The sequence below is a fragment of the Achromobacter sp. SLBN-14 genome (assembly GCF_006715415.1).
In the GTDB taxonomy this organism is placed as follows: Bacteria; Pseudomonadota; Gammaproteobacteria; order Burkholderiales; family Burkholderiaceae_B; genus Achromobacter; species Achromobacter mucicolens.
The window spans coordinates 2857665-2880103 of record NZ_VFNE01000001.1; the positions used below are offsets into that span (position 1 = coordinate 2857665).

General features: G+C 67.5%; 20 protein-coding genes and 2 tRNA genes. 9 read left to right on the forward strand and 13 right to left on the reverse strand.

Annotated elements, in window-relative coordinates:
• Positions 1-31: 31 nt before the first annotated feature.
• From FBY20_RS13115 to FBY20_RS13125, 3 genes are all read right to left on the reverse strand, one after another.
• Entirely contained in the window at positions 32-2491 is a 2460-nt protein-coding gene (locus FBY20_RS13115) for a mechanosensitive ion channel domain-containing protein (RefSeq protein ID WP_142052549.1), read from the reverse strand.
• A gap of 264 nt (positions 2492-2755) precedes the next feature.
• Positions 2756-2831 (reverse strand) — tRNA-Phe (locus tag FBY20_RS13120).
• A 131-nt stretch (positions 2832-2962) separates the two neighbouring features.
• Positions 2963-3038: transfer RNA gene (locus FBY20_RS13125), tRNA-Phe, on the reverse strand.
• Positions 3039-3363: 325 nt separating this feature from the next.
• Here FBY20_RS13125 and hemA point away from each other — a divergent pair.
• From hemA to FBY20_RS13150, 5 genes are all read left to right on the forward strand, one after another.
• Positions 3364-4638, forward strand: coding sequence for a glutamyl-tRNA reductase (gene hemA, locus FBY20_RS13130; RefSeq protein ID WP_142052552.1), 1275 nt, complete (start codon positions 3364-3366; stop codon positions 4636-4638).
• A gap of 85 nt (positions 4639-4723) precedes the next feature.
• Complete coding sequence (prfA, locus tag FBY20_RS13135; RefSeq protein ID WP_056319917.1) at positions 4724-5806, forward strand: peptide chain release factor 1; 1083 nt, start codon at positions 4724-4726, stop codon at positions 5804-5806.
• 10 nt (positions 5807-5816) lie between these two features.
• Positions 5817-6650 (forward strand): peptide chain release factor N(5)-glutamine methyltransferase, encoded by an 834-nt coding sequence (gene prmC / locus FBY20_RS13140; protein ID WP_056319915.1) that lies wholly within the window; start codon positions 5817-5819, stop codon positions 6648-6650.
• 193 nt (positions 6651-6843) lie between these two features.
• Positions 6844-7170: a Grx4 family monothiol glutaredoxin gene (gene grxD, locus FBY20_RS13145; RefSeq protein ID WP_056319914.1), complete on the forward strand. Its 327-nt coding sequence runs from the start codon at positions 6844-6846 to the stop codon at positions 7168-7170.
• Positions 7171-7177: 7 nt separating this feature from the next.
• Positions 7178-7738 carry a UbiX family flavin prenyltransferase gene (locus FBY20_RS13150; RefSeq protein WP_056319911.1) on the forward strand — a complete coding sequence of 187 codons (561 nt, stop codon included), beginning with the start codon at positions 7178-7180 and terminating at the stop codon, positions 7736-7738.
• A gap of 124 nt (positions 7739-7862) precedes the next feature.
• Here the strand turns inward: FBY20_RS13150 and FBY20_RS13155 are convergent, their stop codons facing one another.
• Positions 7863-8936 carry a tetratricopeptide repeat protein gene (locus FBY20_RS13155; protein WP_056319909.1) on the reverse strand — a complete coding sequence of 358 codons (1074 nt, stop codon included), beginning with the start codon at positions 8934-8936 and terminating at the stop codon, positions 7863-7865.
• 172 nt (positions 8937-9108) lie between these two features.
• Between FBY20_RS13155 and FBY20_RS13160 the strand changes: the two genes are divergently transcribed.
• Positions 9109-9903 carry a MetQ/NlpA family ABC transporter substrate-binding protein gene (locus tag FBY20_RS13160; protein ID WP_056319907.1) on the forward strand — a complete coding sequence of 265 codons (795 nt, stop codon included), beginning with the start codon at positions 9109-9111 and terminating at the stop codon, positions 9901-9903.
• Positions 9904-9918: 15 nt separating this feature from the next.
• Here FBY20_RS13160 and FBY20_RS13165 read toward each other — a convergent pair whose 3' ends face one another.
• Complete coding sequence (locus tag FBY20_RS13165) at positions 9919-10881, reverse strand: LysR family transcriptional regulator (protein ID WP_142052555.1); 963 nt, start codon at positions 10879-10881, stop codon at positions 9919-9921.
• 101 nt (positions 10882-10982) lie between these two features.
• On the opposite strand from FBY20_RS13165, the gene FBY20_RS13170 reads away from it, so the two are divergent.
• Both FBY20_RS13170 and FBY20_RS13175 read left to right on the forward strand, forming a co-directional pair.
• Entirely contained in the window at positions 10983-12080 is a 1098-nt protein-coding gene (locus FBY20_RS13170; RefSeq protein WP_142052558.1) for a mandelate racemase/muconate lactonizing enzyme family protein, read from the forward strand.
• Between the two features lie 100 nt (positions 12081-12180).
• Entirely contained in the window at positions 12181-13173 is a 993-nt protein-coding gene (locus FBY20_RS13175; RefSeq protein WP_056319902.1) for a tripartite tricarboxylate transporter substrate binding protein, read from the forward strand.
• 22 nt (positions 13174-13195) lie between these two features.
• On the opposite strand, the gene FBY20_RS13180 is transcribed toward FBY20_RS13175, so the two are convergent.
• The 4 genes from FBY20_RS13180 to FBY20_RS13195 are packed head-to-tail and all read right to left on the reverse strand — an operon-like array spanning position 13196 to position 17302.
• The gene (locus FBY20_RS13180; RefSeq protein WP_142052561.1) at positions 13196-14008 is read right to left on the reverse strand and encodes an SDR family NAD(P)-dependent oxidoreductase; all 813 of its coding nucleotides are present in this window, start codon (positions 14006-14008) and stop codon (positions 13196-13198) included.
• A complete protein-coding gene (locus tag FBY20_RS13185; RefSeq protein ID WP_062839013.1) occupies positions 14005-14793 on the reverse strand; it encodes a citryl-CoA lyase in 789 nt (262 codons plus the stop codon). The genes FBY20_RS13180 and FBY20_RS13185 overlap by 4 nt, the downstream gene beginning before the upstream one ends.
• Positions 14790-16295: a class I adenylate-forming enzyme family protein gene (locus FBY20_RS13190; RefSeq protein ID WP_142052564.1), complete on the reverse strand. Its 1506-nt coding sequence runs from the start codon at positions 16293-16295 to the stop codon at positions 14790-14792. The genes FBY20_RS13185 and FBY20_RS13190 overlap by 4 nt, the downstream gene beginning before the upstream one ends.
• Before the next feature lie 17 nt (positions 16296-16312).
• A complete protein-coding gene (locus FBY20_RS13195; RefSeq protein WP_142052567.1) occupies positions 16313-17302 on the reverse strand; it encodes a tripartite tricarboxylate transporter substrate binding protein in 990 nt (329 codons plus the stop codon).
• Between the two features lie 102 nt (positions 17303-17404).
• On the opposite strand from FBY20_RS13195, the gene FBY20_RS13200 reads away from it, so the two are divergent.
• Positions 17405-18199: an IclR family transcriptional regulator gene (locus FBY20_RS13200; protein ID WP_142052570.1), complete on the forward strand. Its 795-nt coding sequence runs from the start codon at positions 17405-17407 to the stop codon at positions 18197-18199.
• A 71-nt stretch (positions 18200-18270) separates the two neighbouring features.
• Here FBY20_RS13200 and FBY20_RS13205 read toward each other — a convergent pair whose 3' ends face one another.
• The 4 genes from FBY20_RS13205 to FBY20_RS13220 all read right to left on the reverse strand — a co-directional run bounded on the left by FBY20_RS13205 (position 18271) and on the right by FBY20_RS13220 (position 22349).
• Positions 18271-18816 (reverse strand): DUF934 domain-containing protein, encoded by a 546-nt coding sequence (locus tag FBY20_RS13205; protein WP_142052573.1) that lies wholly within the window; start codon positions 18814-18816, stop codon positions 18271-18273.
• Positions 18809-20551, reverse strand: a complete 1743-nt coding sequence (locus tag FBY20_RS13210; protein WP_142052575.1) for a nitrite/sulfite reductase — start codon at positions 20549-20551, stop codon at positions 18809-18811. Before FBY20_RS13210 ends, FBY20_RS13205 begins: the two co-directional genes overlap by 8 nt.
• A 597-nt stretch (positions 20552-21148) precedes the next feature.
• Positions 21149-21340 (reverse strand): DUF2970 domain-containing protein, encoded by a 192-nt coding sequence (locus FBY20_RS13215; protein ID WP_056559812.1) that lies wholly within the window; start codon positions 21338-21340, stop codon positions 21149-21151.
• 73 nt (positions 21341-21413) lie between these two features.
• The gene (locus FBY20_RS13220) at positions 21414-22349 is read right to left on the reverse strand and encodes a LysR family transcriptional regulator (protein ID WP_142052578.1); all 936 of its coding nucleotides are present in this window, start codon (positions 22347-22349) and stop codon (positions 21414-21416) included.
• Between the last annotated feature and the right edge of the window lie 90 nt (positions 22350-22439).

The following is a 22439-nucleotide window of genomic DNA, read 5'->3' on the forward strand; positions in this document are numbered from 1 at the left end:
CGGCGCCGATGCCGGCGCTTAAGGTACAGCTTCAGCCCGCAGACGGGGCGTCCGGTCCGGATTGCCTGGCCGCGAAGATCGCACGGCCAGCCTCTTCCGAAACACTGCGCAAGTGCAAGTCCCGCTGCGGAAAGGGGATCTGGATGCCCGCGTCCCGTAGCGTGTCGTACATCCGCGCCAGCATGTCGCTGCGGATCTCGATCCACCGGTCGAAGTCGTAGGTCCACGCGCGCAAGCTGAAATCCAGCGTGCTGGCGCCAAAGCCCATGAAGAGCACCATCGGCGCAGGCTCCGTGACGACGCCGGGCGTCTGCCGCGCGACGTCGTCCAGCAGCGCGAGCACCTGCCGCGGGTCGGTGCCGTAGGCCAGCCCGATGCTGATCTCGATCCTGCGGCTGCGGTCCAGCATCGTCCAGTTGGTCAGCTTGTCGGACAGCAGCGTGCCGTTCGGGACGATCACGTCGGCGCCGTCGAACGTCTTGATGCGGGTGGCGCGCATGCCGATATCCCGCACCTGGCCCGACGTGCCGCCGATCTCCACGACATCGCCGGGCTGGATCGGCCGCTCGAACATCAGGATCAGGCCCGACACGAAGTTGTTCACCACGCCCTGCAGACCAAAGCCGATGCCCACGCCCAAGGCGCCGAACACGATGGTGAGCTGGCTGGTCTGGAAACCCGCGGCCGACAGCGCGATGCCCAATCCCAGCAGCAGCACCAGGTAGTACGACAGCGAGGCGATGCTGTTGCCGACGCCGCGCGGCAGCGACATGCGGGTCAGAACCTCGTCGTGCAGGATAAGACGCACCGCGCGCGCGGCCCAGAAGGCAATCACGACCGAGATCGCGAAAACCAGGATGTTGCCCAGGCTGATCGAGACCTCGCCGACTTCCAGCGTGTAGGACAGCACCTGCGTCACGAAGGCGTAGGTGGCGCGCAGGACGCGGAAGCGGTCCATGGTGTAGACCGCCCAGCCCACGACTGCGGCGGCGCTGACAAGCCGGATCAGCAGCAGCACCAGCGGCGGCGCGTGTTCGCGCGCAAGCCGGAAGCGCGAGATGCCCTGGCGGGCCAGCAGAAGCTGCAGCAGCGTGATGATGACGGTCACGCCCGCGTACAGCACCAGCCCGAAGTAGCCGCTGCCGATGATGCCGCTGGTCAGCATCTCGGACAGCGACACATTGCCGATGAGGTTCGCGCCAAGCGACACGCACAGCAGCCCCGCCGCGCACCAGGCGACGGCGCGCAAGGCGCGCACCAGCCGCTCGGAGCCAGGCGGATAGGTCTGGCGCCGTCCGCGCGCCAGCAGCCACAGAATGGCCGTCAGGGCTGCGACGGCCGCAGCTACGGTCGACAGCCGATAGAAGAGGGTGTTGGCCAGGAACAGGAAGCCCAGCCGCTCGGCAAGGAAGAGCACGGTGATGACGCGCGGCCAATGGTCCAGATGCCGGCGGCTGGCGGGCGGAAGCAGGCGCAGCACCGGCACCGCCGCCAGCACCAGGGCGATCTGCTGCACCATCAACGGCGCGTCCGGCTCCAGGGCCAGCACGCCCATCATCGACAGCAGGACCCACGTGGAGATCGGCCGCCCGAGCACACCGGCGGCGGTTTCGCTCATGACGCCGGTGCGGATGGCGTTGCGGCTCTTTCTGGCCAGCCAGATCAGCAGCGGCAACAGCAGTAGTTGCAGCGTGTGCAGCGCGCGCTGATTGCTGGCGCCGGCGGCGCCATAGTCGCGCGCGAAGCGGACCTCGATGTCCAGACCTTGGCGCAGAAGGGTCATGGTGTCCTGGTCGGATCTTCCGGACCAGTCCAACGCCCAGAGCGGCGGCGAATCCACCCGCAATAGCCGTGCGTCGACGTAGCTGATCGCCTCCATCACCTGGCGCTGGCCTGCCCTGATCTGTTCCTCGATCGCATTGGCCCGCTGTTCCAGTTCGACCTGGCGCGACAGCGGCACGGACAGTGCCTGGCTGGCCGCCAGCAACTGCGCGATCACCACGTCGACGCGGTCGGCCAATGCCGCCGGCAGCCCCGCCGCGCCCGGCGCGTCCTTGATCGCCTGCCAGGCCGTGCGCCGGCGCAGCAGCTCGGCCGCGTCACTGGCGTACCAGGCCGTCGCCTGCCGCATGTCGGCCCGCCAGCGCGCCAGCCGCCGCACGTCGAAAAGCCAGTGCCGCTCCAGGCTTTCAAGCCGCATGATGGGAAAGTTGCGCAGTTGGGCCGGCTGGAATTCGTAGAGCTTTTCGTCGGCGGATTTGGCGATGGCATCGAGCGGCGGCATCAGCGCGGTCAGCGGATCCGCCGTCGCCGCGCGCTGCAACACGCCCTCGGCGTACCGCAAATCCGTGTCCGCCCGCAGCGGAATCTCGGCCATCTGGATCGCGGCGGGCGGCGCGGCAGGCGGCGGCGTTTCCGCCGCAAGCGCCACGCGCGCCCATCCCAGGACCAGGCCAGACAGCCAGAAGAGGATTCGTGCGCGGGCGCGCATGGTGCGACTCCGTGGTGGGGGACGGACGTGCGGTTACTTGGGATCGACTGCGAAACGGCGGCATGTCACGATATCGCGAAATGCGGCGGGCCAGAAGGGCAATGTGGGTGTTGCCATTCGCAATTCGCGAATGGCGAATGGCGCATTTAATGCGAGCGCTGCCGGCGTGGGGTAGGTATCGCAAGCATGTCTGGCAATTGGCGCGCCGAAAAGCAAAAACCCCGCCGCAGTAAATACCGGGCGGGGCTAAGTGCAGGAATCTTTTGGTGGCCTGGGGCGGAATCGAACCACCGACACAAGGATTTTCAATCCTCTGCTCTACCGACTGAGCTACCAGGCCAACGAAGCCCGCCACTATACACAAAATGTCGGGACAGGTGGAGGCGCACACGCCGCCGCCACCAAAAAACTCAACAAAAAACCCAGCGCAAGGGCTGGGTTTTTCGTGGGAACCGAAGTCCCGAATGCTTTTGGTGGCCTGGGGCGGAATCGAACCACCGACACAAGGATTTTCAATCCTCTGCTCTACCGACTGAGCTACCAGGCCAACGAAGTCCGCAACTATACACAATTTTTCAGGCTTGTGCCAGCCGGGTCGGCGTTGTGCCACTTTTTTCCGAACCGCACGGATTTCCCGGATCGCCCGTCGCCGCCGACTGTTGGCTTCACGGCACGAAAAGGCGTCATCTGACGGCAATCGGGGGCGGAAGTGGCCTGGGGATAACCCGCAGGAGTATAATCGTCAGCGGTTTTGTTGTTACAGCCGGATGCTTTCCCGCCTTTGACGCGAGACAAGCGGGCTGCGACACATTGTTCTTATAGTGGCAGTTCTTAACGCTTAGCCGCGGGTGGCTTTCCGCCATCCCTCACACATGTCGGTAGCTGTCCTTGCCTTCGGTCTGAATCACACGTCCGCGCCGGTATCGGTCCGCGAGCGCGTGTCCATGCCCGTCGATCTGGTCAAGCCCGCCCTCGAAGGCTTGCGTTCGGCGTTCGGCGGCTCTGTCCGCGAAGCCGCCATCCTGTCCACCTGTAATCGCACCGAGATCTACTGCGCGGCCGACGGCCACGTGGCGGATCAGTTGCCCGCCTGGCTGGCCGAACACAACCGCCTGGACGCCGGCACGCTGCGCCCGCACCTGTATCGCCATCATCAAGACGACGCCGTGCGTCACGCCTTCCGCGTGGCGAGCGGCCTGGATTCCATGGTGTTGGGCGAAACCCAGATCGTGGGCCAGATGAAGGACGCGGTGCGTGCCGCTGGCGAAGCCGGTTCCCTGGGCACCCTGCTGCATCAGATGTTCCAGCGCACCTTCTCGGTCGCCAAGGAAGTCCGTTCGCAGACCGCCATCGGCGCCGAGTCCGTGTCCATGGCCGCCGCCGCGGTGCGCCTGGCCGAGCGTGTGTTCGGCAATCTGGACCAGGCCCGCACGCTGTTCATCGGCGCGGGCGAAATGATCGAATTGTGCGCCACGCACTTTGCCGCGCAGCGTCCGCGCAGCATGGTGGTGGCCAACCGCACGGCCGAACGCGCCGAACTGCTGGCCAACCGCTTCTCGGCCAGCACGATGAAGCTGTCCGACCTGACCGAGCGGCTGTCCGAATTCGACGTTGTCGTTTCCTGTACGGCAAGCTCCCTGCCCATCCTCGGTCTGGGGATGGTGGAACGGGCCACGCGCCTGCGCCGTCACCGCCCGATGGTCATGATCGATCTGGCCGTCCCGCGCGACATCGAACCCGAAGTCGGGCGCCTGGACGACGTGTACCTGTATTCCGTCGACGATCTGGGCCGGCTGGTGCAGACCGGCACCGACGCCCGCCGCGCCGCGGTGGTGCAAGCCGAAGCCATCATCGAAACCCGCGTCCAGGGCTTCATGCACTGGATGCAATCCCGCGAAGTGGTGCCCGTCATCCGCGACCTGCACCAGGCCGCCGAAGACGTCCGCGCCGCCGAACTGGAACGCGCCCGCCGCCTGCTCGCGCGGGGCGAATCGGCCGAAGCCGTGCTCGAACAACTGGCGCACGGCCTGACGCAAAAGTACCTGCACGGCCCGCTCGCGGCGCTGAACCGCAGCGAAGGCGACGACCGCAAGCAACTGCTTGCCTGGATGCCGCGCCTCTTCCCCGGCCGCGACTCCCGCCGTTAGCGGCTCTGCCCCACGCCCCGCCTCATGGCGGGCGTTCGCTTTGTGGGCGCCCGCTTTTTCTGTCTTCTCCTTGGGTCTTCCCCTCATGAAATCTTCCATGCGCAGCCGGCTGGAGCATTTGTGCCATCGCCTGATCGAGGTCGATGCCTTGCTCGCCGAACCGGAAACCGCGTCCGACATGGACCGCTTTCGCAAGCTTTCCCGCGAGCGCGCCGAACTGGAGCCGGTGGTCGAAGCCTTCACTGCGTTCGCCCGCACCGAGGAAGACATCGCGACGGCGCAGGAGATGCTGTCCGAGCCCGACATGAAGGCGATGGCCGAAGAAGAGATCAAGACCGGGCGCGGCAAGCTGGAAACGCTGGAAGCGGCGCTGCAGCTGCTGCTCCTGCCGCGCGACCCCAACGACGGGCGCAGCGTGTTCCTGGAAATCCGCGCGGGCACGGGGGGCGACGAAAGCGCGCTGTTCTCGGGCGACCTCTTGCGCATGTACACGCGCTACGCGGAACAGCGCGGCTGGCGCGTGGAACTGATGTCCGAAAGCCCGTCCGAACTGGGCGGCTACAAGGAAGTGATCGCGCGCATCGACGGCGACGGCGCGTATGGCCGTTTGAAGTTCGAATCGGGGGCGCACCGCGTGCAGCGCGTGCCGGCGACCGAGGCGCAGGGCCGCATCCACACGTCGGCCTGCACGGTCGCCATCATGGCCGAAGCCGACGCCATGTCCGAGATCGTCATCAATCCCAGCGACTTGCGCATCGATACCTTCCGCGCCAGCGGCGCGGGCGGCCAGCACATCAACAAGACGGATTCGGCGGTGCGCATCACCCACTTGCCGACCGGGCTGGTGGTCGAATGCCAGGACGACCGCTCGCAGCACCGCAACAAGGACAAGGCCATGCAGGTGCTGGCCGCGCGCCTGAAGGACAAGGAAGAACGCGAGCGCCAGAGCAAGGAAGCGGCCGAGCGCAAGAGCCTCATCGGCACGGGCGACCGCTCAGAGCGCATCCGCACCTACAACTATCCGCAGGGCCGCGTGACCGATCACCGCATCAACCTGACGCTGTACAAGCTGCAGCAGATCATGGAAGGCGACCTCGAGGAACTGACCGGCGCGCTGATCGCCGAGCACCAGGCCGAGCAGCTTGCCGCGCTGGGCGACGACATCTGAGGCCGACGCGATGACCGCGCCCCAGATCAAGAGCCTGCTGCTGGACACGCGCCTGCCGCGCCTGGAAGTGCGCATGCTGCTGGAGCACGTGCTGGACAAGCCGCGCGCCTGGCTGCTGGCGCACGACACCGATGCGCTGGCGCCCGAGGTGGCGGCGGCGTACGAGGCCCTGGCGCTGCGCCGGCTGGCGGGCGAACCCATGGCCTACCTGCTGGGCCATCGCGAGTTCATGGGGCACCGGTTCCGGGTGACGCCCGACGTGCTGATTCCGCGGCCCGACACCGAAGTGCTGGTCGAAACCGCGCTGGAATGCATTGCTGGCGTCACCGGGCCGATGGTGCTGGACCTGGGCACGGGCAGCGGCGCGATCGCGGTGTCGATCGCGCTGGCGCGGCGCGACGCGCGCGTGATGGCGTCGGACGTCAGCGCGGCTGCGTTGGCCGTGGCTGCCGCGAACGCGTGGGAGTTGACCGCTGCGGTGCGATTTGTCGAAGGCAGCTGGTACGAGGCCGTGCCGGCTGGCGAGGGCTTTGACCTGATCGTCTCCAATCCGCCCTACGTGGCCAGCGACGATCCGCATCTGGACCAGGGCGACCTGCGCTTTGAGCCGCGCGGCGCGCTGACCGATGGCGCGGGCGGGCTGGAGGATCTGGCGCGCATTGTCGAAGGCGCCGGCGCCCACCTGAAGCCCGGCGGCTCGCTCTGGATGGAACACGGCTGGGATCAGGCGGAGCAGGTACGCGGCATGCTGCGCCAGGCCGGGTTTGCAGACGTGCACAGCCGGCAGGATCTGGCGGGGATCGAGCGGATCTCGGGCGGGCGTTTGCTGGTCGCAGGTGTCTGACACCCTGGATATGCCCGTTCAGGTTGCCGCGCCGTCACCCGGGTGTCTGACACCTTCCCGCGCAGCTCGCCCGGCCCGACACGTGTTGTTGCGTTTGCCCTGGATATACCGGCCCCGCGGCGGGGTAATCGGGCGGTTTTCCCGGGTGTACCTATAATTGAGCAATTCCGTTTTGCCAGTCCAAGAGACCACCATGAGCGACGTTCAAGAATTCATCCGTGAAACCGTTACCCAGCACCCCGTCGTGCTGTTCATGAAGGGCACCGCCCAGTTCCCGCAATGCGGGTTCTCCGGCAAGGCCATTCAGATCCTGAAAGGCTGTGGCGTGAAGAAGCTCGTCACGGTCAATGTGCTGGAGGACGACGAAGTCCGCCAGGGCATCAAGGAGTTCTCCAGCTGGCCCACCATTCCGCAGCTGTACGTGTCCGGCGAGTTCATCGGCGGCTCGGACATCATGAACGAGATGAACGAGTCCGGCGAACTGAAGACGCTGCTGGAGCAATCCGGCGCCACGGCTTAACGCCATCATGCGGCGGCTCGTCGTCGGCATCACGGGCGCCACCGGCGCGCTCTACGCGGTGCGCATGCTGCAGGCGCTGCGCAACGTCGAAGACGTCGAGACGCACCTGGTGGTGTCCGCCTCTGGCGTGCTGAACATCAAGCATGAGCTCGATGTCAGCCGCCACGACGTCTATGCGCTGGCCGATCATGTGCACAGCGTGCGCGACGTGGGCGCCACGCTGGCCAGCGGCGCTTTCCAGACCGCGGGCATGGTGATCGTGCCGTGCTCCATGCGCACGCTGGCGGCCGTGGCCCACGGCCTGTCCGACAACCTGATCACCCGCGCCGCGGACGTCACGCTGAAAGAGCGCCGCCGCCTTGTGATGATGGTGCGCGAGACGCCGTTCAATCTGGCTCACCTGCGCAACATGACGGCGGTGACTGAAATGGGCGGCATCGTGTTTCCGCCGCTGCCGGCGTTCTATCACCGGCCCGCGTCCATCGAAGAGATGGTGGATCACACCGTGGCGCGCGTGCTGGAATTGTTCGACATCGTTGTGCCCGGGCCGCATTGGGAAGGCACGTAGGCGCTAGCCTCCCGTCCTGCCCAAGCCGGCAAGCCACGTAGGCGCTAGCCACCCCATTCGCACAGGCACGCGGGCGCAAAGCCGCCCGCGCCGTCCCGTCCCGTCCCGGCAAGCCCCGCCGGCGCTACTCCACCAGGCCCAGCCCGTTCAACGCCGCCAGGTTTTCCGGCCATTTGCGCGCGCGCGCGTTCTGCAGTTCGATGCGCGCCCAGGCCATCCATCCGGCCCATTCGATGCGCTTGTCCCAAGCAGTGCCCCAGGCCTGCAGCGCGGCCAGGCCGGCGGCGGCATGCTGTTCCGCGGCCTCGAAATCTCCTGACGTCAACGCCAGTTGCGCCAGCAGCAGGCGCGGTTCGCCGACCCACGGGTTGTGTTCCACCGCGGCTTCCAGCATGTGGCGGGCGCTGTCCATTTCGGTCAGGGGATGCATGCGCGTGATGACTTGCCAGTACAGCGCGCTGGCCGCCGCTTCGTCGCGCGGGCTGAGCGTGGCGCGGCAATTGTCGAAGGCGGGCGGCAGCGGAATGCCGGTGTCCTGCGGCATGCGAGACAGCGGCGCCAGCAGATGCGACAGCATCGACAGGATGTTCGACGGCGGCTTGAGCGGGCCGGGCCACAGCGACGAGGCCCAGTTGGTCTTCAAGTCGCGGCGCTGCTGCTGCGGATAGCAGGCAAAGATCTCGTCCTGCCAGCTATGCCATTGCTCGCCCATGTCGGCGGCGGACACCACCGTGAATGCGGCGACCTGGCGGGGCGTGAACGTGAACACCTGCCCGTCGGCGCCTTCCAGCGTCAGGCCTTCCGGTCCCGTGCCCTGTCCCTGCAGGATGGCCTGCACGAATCGCGTGCGCGGCATGGCGCAAAAGAGGCTGACCCATTCTTCGGCTTCGGCGCCGAGCACATCGCGCAGCGTGTTGCGCTCGCGTTCACGGTCAAAGAGCGTGAGGTCCACGTATTCGTTGCCGTACACGCTATGAAATAGGCCCAGCAGGCGGACCTCGCGCGGCTGGTTCCACAGCGCCAGCGTGCGGTAGACGCCCAGCAGGTGATGCTTGAACGTGCCGGCCTTGTGCCAGTCTTCGCCGGCGCTGCGCGCAAACAGCAGGTCGAGCAGGGCGGGCAGGTCGGCGTCGACGGCGGCGTAATGGTCAGCCAGCAGCGCGCGCGCATGCGGATGGAGTTCGGTAGTCGTGGACATGGAGGCGGGTGGTTTGATGAAAGCAGGCTCTATTGTGTCCGCATGTGCTGGCGCTGTCATTGCGGTGTTTATATCGAAATCCACATATCAATATGAATATTCATCGCTTCCGGTTTTGAGGCGGCGTCTCTAGAATCCGGGGTCTCATTACGACTACCTCTAGAGATCTCCCATGCGCCTTCGTCATTCCCTGGCCGTACTTGCCACCCTTATCGGTTTTGCCGGCACCTCGGCGATGGCGCAGGACGCCGAGCTGAAGGTGGGCGTCACCGTCGGTCCGCACGCGCAGATCGGCGAAGTCGTGCAGCAGGTGGCCGCCAAGGAAGGACTGAAGGTCAAGCTGATCGAATTCAGCGACTTCATCCAGCCCAATGCCGCGCTGGACGCCAAGGAGCTGGACGTGAACATCTACCAGCACAAGCCTTTCCTGGAATCGCAGAACAAGGCGCGCGGCTACAAGCTGGTGCCGGTGGCGACGGCCGTCGTGCAGCAGATGGGCATCTATTCCAAACGCGTGAAGTCGCTGGACGATCTGCCGCAGGGCGGCAAGGTGGCCATTCCGAACGACCCGACCAACGGCGCCCGCGCGCTGCTGGTGCTGCAGGCCGCCAAGCTGATCAAGCTGAAGGACGGCGTGACGGTGACGGCGTCGATCTTCGACATCGCCGAGAACCCCAAGAACCTGAAGTTCGTCGAGATCGAGGCCGCGCAGCTGCCGCACTCGCTCAAGGACGTGGATGCCGCCGCCGTGAATTCCGCCTACGCCATCCCCGCCGGCCTGTCGCCCGCCAAGGACGCGCTGGTGCTGGAGAGCAAGGACGCACCGTTTGCGGCCGTCGTGATCGCCGCGCGCGAGGACAACAAGAACGATCCGCGCATCGCGCGCTTCATCAAGGCCTACCAGTCCGACGAAGTGAAGGCTTTCGTGGCCAAGCAGTTCCCCGGCGCCTATACGACCTCCTGGTAAGCCGTCCCGCCACGTTCAAGCGGCCGGGCGCGTGCGCGTCCGGCCTCGCGCCGTCTGGCGTTCGTCAGCCGCGGCCTCCCCGCGCGACAGCCACATGCGCGCCTCGTTCGCCAAGCCTTCCTGCAGCACCTGCGCCGGCGCGCTCATCGCGCGGTCGCGCGACCACACCACCGCCAGCACCGGGTCTTCCAGCGCCAAGAGGCGCCGCGCGGCCAGGCCCTGCCGTTCGGCGTAATGCGCGCCCAGGCTTTCCACGATGGCCACACCCAGGCCTTGCGCGGCCAGCGCGCACGCCGCCGATGATTGCGCCGCCTCGATGATGGGGCGATAGGGCAGGCCGCGTGCCTCCAGCGCCTGACGCGTCGCGCGCCCGGCGGGCAGGGCGGGGGCCAGTACGATCGGGCCGGCTTCAGCGACTTCGTCGAGCGTCAACGTGGCCTTTCTGGCCCACGGATGGTCCTTCGGCATGACCGCATGCAGCCCCAGGGGCGCCAGCCGCAGGCTGGACACACGGTCGATGTCCGGCGGCGAACCGATAATGATGCCCAGGTCGATGCGATGGTCCACCGCCATCTCGATGATTTCCAAGGCGGTGCCGGCGCGCACGGTCACGGCCACGGACGGATGGGCGCGGCGCACGCCGGCCAGGGCCGGCGGCAGCAGACTGGACGCCGCAATGGCGACGGCAGCGACATCCAGCCGTGCCAGCGCGCCCTGGCGGATGTCGACGGCCAGCCGGTCCACGGCCTCGATGCCGGCCAGCGCATTGAGGACTTCCGGGATCAGCGCGCGGCCCTGGCTGGTCAGGTGCAGCCGCCGGTTCTCGCGGCTGAAGAGCGCAAAGCCCAGCCGCGTTTCCATGTCGCGCAAGAGCGCGCTGGCGGCGGGCTGCGTCATGTTGACCGATGCCGCCGCGGCGGTGACGGTGTCGTGCCGGTACATGGCGCGCAGCAGCAGGAGTTCTCGCCGGTTGAACATATGAAATTCATATGGAAATAGTCAATTCATCTATTTGACCATATGAACCAGCGGCCGCCAGAATAGCCCATCGCATTTTGCATCCCGACCTCCGCGCCGCCATGCCCGCCAACACCATCGTTTCCGTCACCTGCATTCCCTTGCGCCTGCCGTTTCATCACTGGAGCCCGTCGCCGCTGTTCGCCGGCCGGCCGCGCGACAAGCTCGACAGCGCGCTGGTGCGCGTGCAGACGGAAGACGGCACGGTGGCGTGGGGCGAGTCGTACTGCGTGGAGCCGCGCGCCTTGCCCGCCATCTTCGAATCGCTGATCGCCCCGCTGGCCTGCGGGCGGGACGCGGACGACGACACCTTGCTGCCGGGCATGCAGCGCACGCTGCACAACCTGGGGCGGTCCGGCCCCGTCGTGCACGCGCTGGCCGGTCTGGACATCGCGCTGTGGGACCTGCGCGCCAAGCGCGCGGGCGTGCCGTTGTACGAACTGCTGGGCGGCAAGCGCCGCGAACGGGTGCGCGTGTACGCGTCGCTGCTTCAGTACTACGGCAACGCCGAACGCCTGGACGCCGTGACCACGCGCGCGCTGGACGAAGGCTATATCGAGATCAAGCTGCACGAGCGCACGGCCGATGCGCTGGCTGCCGTGCGCCGCAGCACGGGGCCGGGCGTGCCGATCATGGTGGACACGAACTGCGCCTGGCTGCCCGGCGAAGCCGAAGCCGCCATCGAGGCGATGCGGCCGCACGATCCGTTCTGGATCGAGGAACCCTTGTGGCCGCCGGAAGACGACCGCGCGCTGGCCCGCTTGAAGGATGCCTGCGGCATTCCGCTGGCGGTGGGCGAGAACGCCGCCAGCGCGACCGACCTGGAGCGTGTGGTGGACACGGAAGCAGCGCAGTACGTGCAGCCCAGCGTCATCAAGCTGGGCCTGACCGCCGCGTGGCGCATCGCGCAAAAGTGCGCGGACACGCGCGTCGTGTGCGCGCCGCAGGTGGCGTTCTTCGGTCCCGGATACCTTGCCAGCCTGCACCTGATCGCCGCGCAACAGGCCGAGGTATCGCTGGAACGCCTGTACGTCGAACTGGCGCACGTGCCCTACGGGCGCAGCGTGCCCATCAAGGACGGCTGGGTCGACGTGCCGGACGCCCCTGGCTTGGGCGCGGACCCCGAGGCGGAACTTGCCGAAGGCCGCTACAGCAGCTGAAGCACACGCATCCGCGCCCACGCATCAGATACGAAAGACGCACTGAAATACGAACCGGCCCTCAAGAGGCCGCACCGCATATGAACCTGGAGACAACCCCATGCATCCCTCACGCAGAGCGTTCCTGATCAATGGCGCGGCCCTGGCCGCTGGCGCCGCCGTGTTGCCGTGGTCTTTCGCGGCGCGCGCCGCGCAGTATCCGGACAAGGCGGTCCGCCTGACCATCCCGTATCCGCCGGGCGCGGCCACGGACACGCTGGGCCGCATGGCGGGCCAGGTGTTTGCCGAGGCGCTGGGTCAGCCCTTCGTCGTGGAGAACCGGGGCGGGGGCGGCACCACGATCGGCACGCGCGCCCTTGCGGTGTCGGCGCCCGATGGCTACACCATCGGCATGGTCGACTCCACGTTCACGATCAATCCCGCGCTGCTGGGCGAGCGTCAACCGTATGACGCCATCAAGGACTTCGCGCCGATCTCGCTGATGGCGACGGCGCCTTTCGTCATGGTGGTGCACCCCTCGGTCAAGGCGACGGACATCGCGTCCTTTGTGGCGCTGGCCAAGGCGCAGCCGGGCACGTTGTCGTTCGGATCGGCGGGCGTGGGCAGCGGTCCGCATCTGGCCGGCGAGCAACTGCGCCAGCAGGCGGGCGTGGACGTGCTGCACGTCCCGTACCGCGGCGGCGGCACTGTGATCACCGATCTCTTGGGCGGTCAGGTGCAGTTCGGGTTTGCCACCGTGCCCACGATGCTTGAACACATCAAGGGCGGCAAGCTGCGGGCGCTGGCGGTCACCAGCCCGCAGCGCGTCAGCCAGCTGCCCGACGTGCCCACCTTTGCGGAAGCGGGCCTGCCGGGCGTGGATATCTCGCCGTTGTTCGGCCTGGTTGCGCCGGCCGGCGTGCCCGCGCCGATCATCGAGCGCCTGTCGCAGACGCTGGCAGAATCCGTGCAACGCGGCGCGTTGCGGGACAAGCTGACGGGGATGGGCTTTCAGCCCGTCGGCAGCACGCCGGCGCAATTCGCGCAGCGCATCCAGGAGGACGTGGCCAAGTGGACGGGCGTGATCCAGCGCGGCAACATCAAGGCCGAGTAGGCGCGTTAGGCGTACTTGCCCTTCAGGCGTACTTGCCTGTCAGGCCGCCATCGACCAGCAGTTCGGTGCCGGTGATGTAAGACGCATCGTCGGAAGCCAGAAAGGCCACCGCATTGGCGACCTCCCAGGGTGTGCCCATGCGGCCCATCGGCACCTGCCTGTCGCGCGCCGCGCGGGCGGCGTCCAGGTCGTTGGCATCGAACATCCTGGCGACATTGCTGGCCACGCGCGGGGTGTCGATCAGCCCGGGAATCACCGTGTTCACCCGGATGCGGTCGGCGGCATATTGCTGCGCGGCCATGCGCGCGAAGTGGATGACGGCGGCCTTGCTGACGCTGTAGGCCAGATGCGGATAGCCGGTGTACCGGATGCCCGCGATCGACGACACCGCGACGATGGCCCCGCCGCCTTGCGCGCGCATCAGCGGGACCACCAGCCGTGTCGCGATCAGCAGGCTGGTCACGTTCACCTGCTGGATGCGGTCCCAGTCTTGCAGCGAGATGTCTTCGGGACCGCCCACCTTGCCGATACCCGCGTTGGCCTGCAGGATGTCGATGCGGCCGAAGCGGCCCAGCGCCGCATCCACCGCGGCCTGCATCGCAGCGGGGTCGGCCACGTCGGCCTGCACCGGCAGCGCGCTGCCGCCGGCCGATTCGACTTCGTGCGCCGCTTCTTCGGCGGCCGCCAGATTGGCGTCCAGCGCAACGACGGCCGCGCCCTGGCGCGCCAGCGTCACGCAACTGGCCTTGCCGATGCTCCAGCCGGGCGCCGACGTGCCCGCGCCCGCCACCAGCGCGACCTTGCCGGCCAGGCGCCCGCCGGATGCCGCCGTCATGATTGACCGCCGTCTTGCTGATGGGATTTGCCCTTGCCCACGTATGGAATGGCGTGGTCGATGGTTTCCCAGATAAAGCGCCCGGAAGGGCTTTGCTGCTCTTCGGCAACGTGCGACACCAGGCCCGCCGCGCGCGAGATGACGGCAAAGCCGCGCATCAGGTCGGTGGGCACGCCGATTTCGCTGAGCAGCGCGGCCACGGCGCCCGTCGCATTGATGGTGATGTGCTTGCCGTACGTCTCGTCGATGGCACTGGCCAGCCAGCGCAGGGCCTGCACGGACTCGCCGCTCAGCTCGCTTTCCGCCTCGGCCAGCGCCAGCAGCTTGATCGCGCGCGGATCGTCCGGCTTGTGCAGGTGATGCCCGAAGCCGGGCAGCGGGCTGCGCGAGGCGCGGTGCTCGCGCGCAATCGCCAGCGCCTCGGCGGGGCCGTCGGCGGCCTGCCGGATGCGGTCCAGCAGGCGCGAGCAGTTCTCCATGGTGCCGACGAACTGGCTGCCCACGGCCATCAGGCCGGACGCCACGGCGCCCTGCAGGTTCTCGGGCGCGCTCATGTAGATCAGGCGCGTGGCGATCGCGCTGGGCGTCATGCCGTGTTCCATCAGCGTGACCAGCACGGCGTCCACGATGCGCATGTCCACCGGGCGCGCGTCGCGTCCCAGGATCTGCATGATCATCACCTCGGTGAAGGACTTCTTGCCGATCAGGTCTTCGACCAGGTCGACGTCGCGGTACGACATGCCGGTCAGGTGATGGGCGCACAGGCGGGTTTCGGGCGTGTTCATGGCGTCTCCTTCATTGCGGCGTCGCGTACCGCGTTCTTCAGCACCTTGCCCACGCTCGAGCGCGGCAGGCTGTCGTGGAAATGGATCTGCTTGGGCGTGGCCACCGGGCCCAGCAGCGTGCGCACGTGCGCCTTCAGTTCATCGTCGCTCGCTTGCGCGCCGGGTTGAAGCTGAACGGCCGCGTGCACCGCCTCGCCCCATTTGTCGTCGGGCACGCCGAATACCGAGCACTCGTAGACAGCCGGATGCGCCGACAGCGCGTTCTCGACGTCCACCGGGTAAATGTTGAAACCGCCGGTGATGATGACGTCGCGCAGCCGGTCCTTCAGGAACAGATAGCCGCGCGCATCGATGAGGCCGGTGTCGCCGGTGTGCAGCCAGCCGTCGACCACGGTCTCGGCCGTTTTTTCGGGCAGCCGCCAATAGCCGGTCATGACCAGATCGCCCTGGACCACCACTTCGCCGATCTCGCCGCGCGGCAAGAGCGTGCCGTCGGGCGCCATGATCGCCACGTCCGACAGCGGCGTGACCCGGCCGACCGACGCGCGGTTCTCGGGCGCTTCGAGGTCGGCGGGACGCAGCACGGTGACGATCTGCGGCGCCTCGGTCTGGCCGTAGGTCGTGCCCAGCACCGGACCGAAGAACGCGCGCGCACGTTCGATTTTTTCGACAGGCATGGGCGCGCCGCCGTAGATCAGGTTGCGCAGCCGCGGGAAGTCCGCGCGCGACACGCGTGGCTGCGCCATCAGCATGTAGATGAGCGTGGGCGGCATGAAGCTCAGCGTGCCGCCCCGCTCGCGAAACGCCGCCGTGATGGTGGCGGGCGACACGCTATCGAGCAGCAGATGCGCGCCGCCTTGCGCAAGCACGGGCAACAGATACGTGCCCGTGCCGTGCGTGATGGGCGCGGACACCACATAGCGGTCGTCGGCCGTGAGGCCCCAGTTGAGGATCTGGTTGACGATGCCGGCGTTCCACGCGTGATACGGCTGCATCACGCCCTTGGGCAGCCCGGTGGTGCCGCCCGTGAACTTGATGGCCTGGGTGGCATCGCGGGGCAGCGCGTGCCGCAGCGGCGCACGGCCCGCGAAGCCGGCCAACAGGCCATCCAGCGTCAGGTCTGCCGCCGCGTCTTCCAGCTCGACGCGTCGCGACGGGCCCGCGGGCACGAGCGGCCCGCCCACGCCGTCCACGATCACGATGGTCGGCTCGGTGGCATCCAGGATGCGTCCGATCTCGCGCGCGGTGCTGCGGTAGTTGAGCGGCACCCACACCTTGCCGCTGGCCAGCACCGCCAGCAGGGCCAGGATGTGGCGCGCCGAGTTGCCCGCGCAGATGGCCACGCGCGTCTGCGGCGCCGGGTCCAGGTCCTGCAGGGCGGCCGCCAGCGCGCGGGTGTCGGCCGCCAGCCGCGCGTAGGTGACCTGCCCGTCGGGACCATCAAGCGCCACGCGATCCGGGTGCAGCTCGGCCGCGCGGAAGAAAAAATCAATCGGGTACACCTTGGCTCCTTGGATCGCTAGTTGGCCTTGAGGTTGGCGCTTTTCACGACCGCACCCCATTTGTCGATTTCGCTGGCGATCTTCTTGGCAAAGGTCTCCGGCGTGTTGGGCGGCTGCGGCGGGAAGAATCCGCCCTGCTTGTACGAGGTCTGCAGGGCGGGGCTGGCCAGCGCCTTGTTCACCGCCTGATTCAGGCGGTCGATGACGGGTTTGGGCGTGCCGGCCGGCGCCACCAGGCCAAACCACGATTCCACGTCGAAGCCCGGCAGGCCGGATTCGGCCAGCGTGGGCACATCGGGCGTGGCGGGTAGGCGTTCGGGCGACGTCACGCCAATGGCGCGCAGCTTGCCCGCCTGCACGTGGGGCAGGGACGAGGGCAGGTTGTCGAACATGGAATCCACCTGGCCGCCCAGCAGATCCGCCACCGCGGGGCCGCTGCCGCGATAGGGCACGTGCAGGATGTCGGTGCCGGTCTTCATCTTGAAGAGCTCGCACGACAGGTGAATGGACGATCCGCTGCCTGACGAGGCGCAGGTCAGCTTGCCGGGGTTCTTCTTGGCATACGCGATGTACTCCTGCACAGACTTGATCGGCAGCTTGGGATTGACCACCAGGATGTTCGGAATGGTCGCCAGCAGGCCGACCGGTTCGAAGCCTTTGACGAAGTCGTAGTTCAGCTGGCTGTACAGCGTGCGGTTGATGGTGTTGGCGATGGACCCGACATACAGCGTGTAGCCGTCGGGCGCGGCGCGCGAGACGATTTCTGCGCCGATGTTGCTGTTGGCGCCCGTCTTGTTCTCGACCACGACCGTCTGGCCCAGCTCTTCGGACAGCGATTTGGCCATCAGGCGCGCCACGATGTCGGTGGCGCCGCCGGCGGCGTAGCCGACGACGAGGGTGATGGGGCGTTCGGGATAGGGTTTGGCCGCCCAGGCGGGGGCGGCGGCCACGAGGGCGCCGCTCAAGGCCACCGCCGCAGTGGTCCAGCGCTTGCCGAATGTCTTCATTGTTGTCTCCGTCCTGTTTGTCTAATAATTGGACAGATCTCCGTCTGTCCGCCTTCATATTCGGCTTTGATGGAGGCCCTATCAACGCAAGGTGTCCAGAAATTGAACAAACCGGATTCCGAGGGTTCCGGTCCGCGCATCCTGCGGCGCGGGCTGAAGGTGCTGGGCGTGCTGCGCCAGGCCGGCGCGGCCGGCATGCACGTGGTGGACATCGCGCGGGCCGCGGGCATGCAGCGGTCCACGGTGTACCGCTACCTGGATGTGCTGGTCGAAGAGGGCTACGCCCTGCGCGAATCGGGCGCGCCGCGCTGGCGCGTCGCCGAACTGGGCGTGATGATGGCCGGCGATCCGCATGCGCAGGCCGTGCGCAGCCTGCGGCCGTTGCTGCGCCAGATCAGCGATGTCAGCGGCGATTCGGCGTTTCTCATCTGCCGGGCGGCGAACGATTCGCTCTGCCTGCATCGCGAGGTCGGCAACTACCCGGTGCAGGTGCTGGCCGTGACGGTCGGGCATCGCCAGCCGCTGGGAGTCGGCGCGGCGGGTCTGGCGCTGCTGGGCGCATTGCCCGCTGCCGAAGCCGACGAGGTCGTGGCGCAGAACGAGCAGGCGCTACGCGCTTATGGCGGCATGACGGTGGCGCAGATGCGGCGGCTGGTCGAGAACACACGCGGGCGCGGCTGGGCGGTGGTGGGCAACGCGGCGGTGCCGGGGGTGCTGGGCGTGGGGGTGGCGCTGTGCGATGCCGGCGGGTATCCGCGGCTGGCGGTCAGCGTATCCAGCCTGATCAGCCGGATGCAGGCGCCGCGCCAGCGCAGCATTGCCGACCTGATCCGAGCGCAACTGGCGCAGAGCGGGTTCGGCATGCAGCTTGGGGCGTCGCCCGGCGAAGGGGACTGAGGCCGCAGGGGGCCTCGTTCTGGCGGCCTCGTTCAGGCGGCCCGTTTTTGCGACCCGTTTTTGCGACCCGTTTATGCGGCCGCGGGCGTGGGGACGCGGTACGTCTTCTGGTAGTGCACCGTGAACGTCTTGAAGGCGGCCAGCGCCTTGTGCGGATCGTGTCCCGGCTTGACGAGAAAGCTGTCAAAGCCCACGCGCGCCTGGTAGTGGATGGTGTCGATCATCACGTCGCCGACCGCGCGCAGCTCGCCTTGCCACTGGTAGCGCGTGCGCAGCAATTGGGCCAGCGAGTAGCCGCGGCCATCGGTGTAGACCGGGAAGTCCACGGCGATGAAGGCGATGCCTTCGGGATGCAGCACGCCGTCGGCGTCCGCCAGATCGGTCAGGTCGGCATCGGGGCTCAGCAATACCGCCACGGGATGCTTATGGCGGCGCAGCGTGGCGCGCGATGTCTTCCAGACGGACAGCGGGACGATCCAGCCGGGTTCGTCGGCGGGCACCTGGCCTTCGGCCGGCACTTCGGGTTCGGGCACGAAGGGGCGCGACGTGTCGGCCTCCAGCTTGCCGTTGCGGATCAGGTGCGGGCCGGGCGCGTCGTGGGCGTAGATCTCAGACATGGGCGGGCTCCGCGTGCTGCGTGGGTTTGGCGAAGGCAGGGTCCGCGTACACGTCCTGCTTGAAGGGGTCGATGCCGACGCGGTCAACCACGTCGATGAAGCGCTCGGCCTCGCTGTCGCGCAGGCCCAGGTAGGTGCGGATCAGGCGGTCGACTACGCCGGGCACCTGATGGCGCGCGAACGACGGGCCGATGATGCGGCCAATGGCCGCGCCGCCGCCGTGCGTGGATTCAAGGTCGGGCAGCGGCTTGGCGGCGCCGTTCTGGCGGCCGCCCACCGTGACCTGGTACCACTCCTCGCCGGCCTTATCGACGCCGAGGATGCCGATGTGCCCGACGTGATGGTGGCCGCAAGAGTTGATGCAGCCCGAGATGTTCAGGTCCAGTTCGCCGATTTCGAACAGATAGTCCAGATCGTCGAACTGGCGCTGGATGGCTTCGGCCACGGGAATGGAGACGGCATTGGCCAGCGCGCAGAAGTCTCCGCCCGGACAGGCGATGATGTTGGTCAGCAGGCCGACGTTGGGCGTGGCGAGGTTCAGGGCCTCGAGCTTTTGCCACAGCTCATGCAGACGCGAACGGCGCACGTCGGCCAGGATCAGGTTCTGTTCGTGCGACACGCGCAGTTCGCCATAACCGAAGTCGTCGGCCAGGTCGGCCACGGCGTCCATCTGGTCCGCGGTGATGTCGCCCGGCGGCACGCCGGTGGGCTTGAGCGACACCGTGACCGCGGCGTAGCCGGCGACCTTGTGCGCATGCACGTTGGTGCGCAGCCAGCGCGCAAAACGCTTGTCGTCCGCGGCCAGCGCGGCGGTGTTGTCGATGTCCGCCGCGGCGGCGGCATCGTGCTGCGGCCAGACGAAGCGCGACTTGATGCGGTCCACGAATTCCTGCGTGATGGTGTCGGGGCCGCCCTTGATGCGCTGCCATTCTTCATCGACCTGCTGCGCGTAGACCTCGGGCGTCAGGTCCTTGACCAGGATCTTGATGCGCGCCTTGTACTTGTTGTCGCGGCGGCCATGCAGGTTGTACACGCGCAGCGCGGCTTGCAGATAGGTCAGCAGGTGCTGCCATTCGACGAACGGATTGATCAGCTTGCCGACGATGGGCGTGCGGCCCAGGCCGCCGCCGATCCACACGCGGAAACCCAGCTTGCCGTCGCGTTCGACCGCCTGCAGGCCGATGTCGTGCACGCCCACGGCGGCGCGGTCTTCCACGGCGCCGCTGACCGCGATCTTGAACTTGCGCGGCAAAAAGGCGAATTCCGGATGCAGCGTGGACCACTGGCGGATGATCTCGCACCAGATCAGCGGATCGACGAGCTCGTCCGGCGCGACGCCGGCAAAGTGATCCGTGGTGGTGTTGCGGATGCAGTTGCCGCTGGTCTGGATGGCGTGCATCTGCACCGTGGCGAGTTCCGCCAGGATGTCCGGCACGTCTTCGAGCTTGGGCCAGTTGAACTGGATGTTCTGACGGGTGCTGAAATGCCCGTAGCCGCGGTCCCATTTGCGCGCGATGTGCGCCAGGGTGCGCAACTGGCGCGACGCCAGCAGGCCATACGGAATCGCGACGCGCAGCATGGGAGCGTGGCGCTGGATATACAGGCCGTTCTGCAGGCGCAGGACGCGGAAATCGTCCTCGGTAAGCTGGCCGTCGAGAAAGCGGCGCGTCTGATCGGCAAACTGCGCGACACGCTGCTCGACAAGCTGTTGATCGACGGGGTCATACACGTACATGTCTACTGCCCTTGAAATCTTCTCGGTCTGAACCCCGGAACGGGGCAGGCGCACGGCGCCGGAAAAACGGGATTCATAACCGTAACAGGCAGCCGTAAAGACCGTCTAAGTCATTCTGGTAATAAAGAAATAAGAGCCCCCACGCCGCGCGCGCTCCGCGCGCTAGCTGCCCCCCGAGGGGGCTGCCCCGCCTTCGGGCGGCCGGGCGGCGGGGCGGCTATCAATGCCCCCACGCCGCGCGCGCTCCGCGCGCTAGCTGCCCCCCGAGGGGGCTGCCCCGCCTTCGGGCGGCCGGGCGGCGGGGCGGCTATCAATGCCCCCACGCCGCGCGCGCTCTGCGCGCTAGCTGCCCCCCGAGGGGGCTGCCCCGCCTTCGGGCGGCCGGGCGGCGGGGCGGCTGTTTTTGCGGAGGCCGGGCGCTAGGCCCTTCGCAAAGTACGGCTGCCGGAGGGGCATGGTTCATGCGTGGCGGGTATTTTTGCAAAGGATGGGTTTTCGGCCTTTGCGGGAAATCATCTGCACCGATGCCGTCCAGCGGCGCCGTCGTTGCATATGGATAGTCGCAACTGCCCCGGCCGGCGCTCGCCGGCGACGCGGCTACAACGCCGCATTCACTGCCCACCGCGCCACGAACACCAGAATGATCACCAGGCAGGCCGCGAGCAGCAGGCCGGTGGCGATGAGGGGGCCAGGTTTGTTGTGGGCGATGTCGGCGTCGTAGCCGCGGCCGCGGCGTACGCCGAAAAAGGCCCACAGCACGGAGCGGACCGTGCGCAGGAAACCGAGCATATGCGCCTCCGGGCAGATTCTTGACCGTCCACTGTAGACGTTGGGCTGCGGCGCAGACAGAGGCAGATCCGGTTCAACCGACCGTATCAGTTGGCGCGGCGGCATGCGCGCCGATGCCGCGCACGATGTGGTCCAGCAGTTCGCGCGCGGCGGGCGAAATGTGGCGGCCGGCGCGGCTCAGGACGTGCAGGCTGCCCTGATTCAGGATGGGATTGGCCAGCGGCAGGCTGGCCAGCCGCTGTGCCTGCATGTCGGCGGTGACGGCGATGGGGGGCGTGAGCGCGTAGCCGATGCCGGCGGCCGCGAATTGCCACAGCGCCTTGAAGGACGAGGTGGTCAGCACGTTGTGCAGCCGCACCTGCTCGCTGATCTCGGCGGCCTGGATGTGCTGGCGCACGCCAAAGCCTTCCTGCATGGACGCGCCGGGGTAGTCGGCCAGGTCGGTCAAGAGCAGGGGGCGGCGCAGCCGCGTGAGCGGATGGTCCTCGCGCACGATGGCGCGTATCGGTTCGGGCCGCGAGTAATGCGTGCGCAGCCGCGCGTCGTTGGGCGGCTGGAACACCAGCCCGATATAGGCACGGTCGTCGACGATGCGCTGCACGATCTCGGAGGTGCGGGCCACGTCGATATCCAGCGTGACTTCCGGGTGGCTGCGCCAGTAACCCGGCAGGACGCGGTCGAACATGAGCTCGACAAAGCCCTCGCCCAGCACCAGATCGATGTGGCCGCGCTCGGCCTTGCGCAGGCTGTCGATCTCGGAAAAGAAGCTTTCCTGGATGTCCTGCTGGCGCTTTACGTAGCGGGCAAGGATGTGGCCGGCATCGGTGGGCACCAGCCCGCGGCCGCGGCGCTCGAACAGCGCCATGCCGCAGTCGCGTTCCAGCGCGGCGATGGCGCGGCTGACGGCGGACGGATCCATTTCCAGCGCTTCGGCCGCGCCGCGCACCGAGCCCCGGCTCATGACCTGCATGAAGTAGTGCGTGCGGCGGGCGTCGAGTTGTTCATCCATGGCGGCGGCTCCGGGCCGGAATGCGGCGGATTTTCCACGCGGACAGTTAAGGGTTTACCCTTAACTAACGCTGTCCCGTGCAAAAATTTC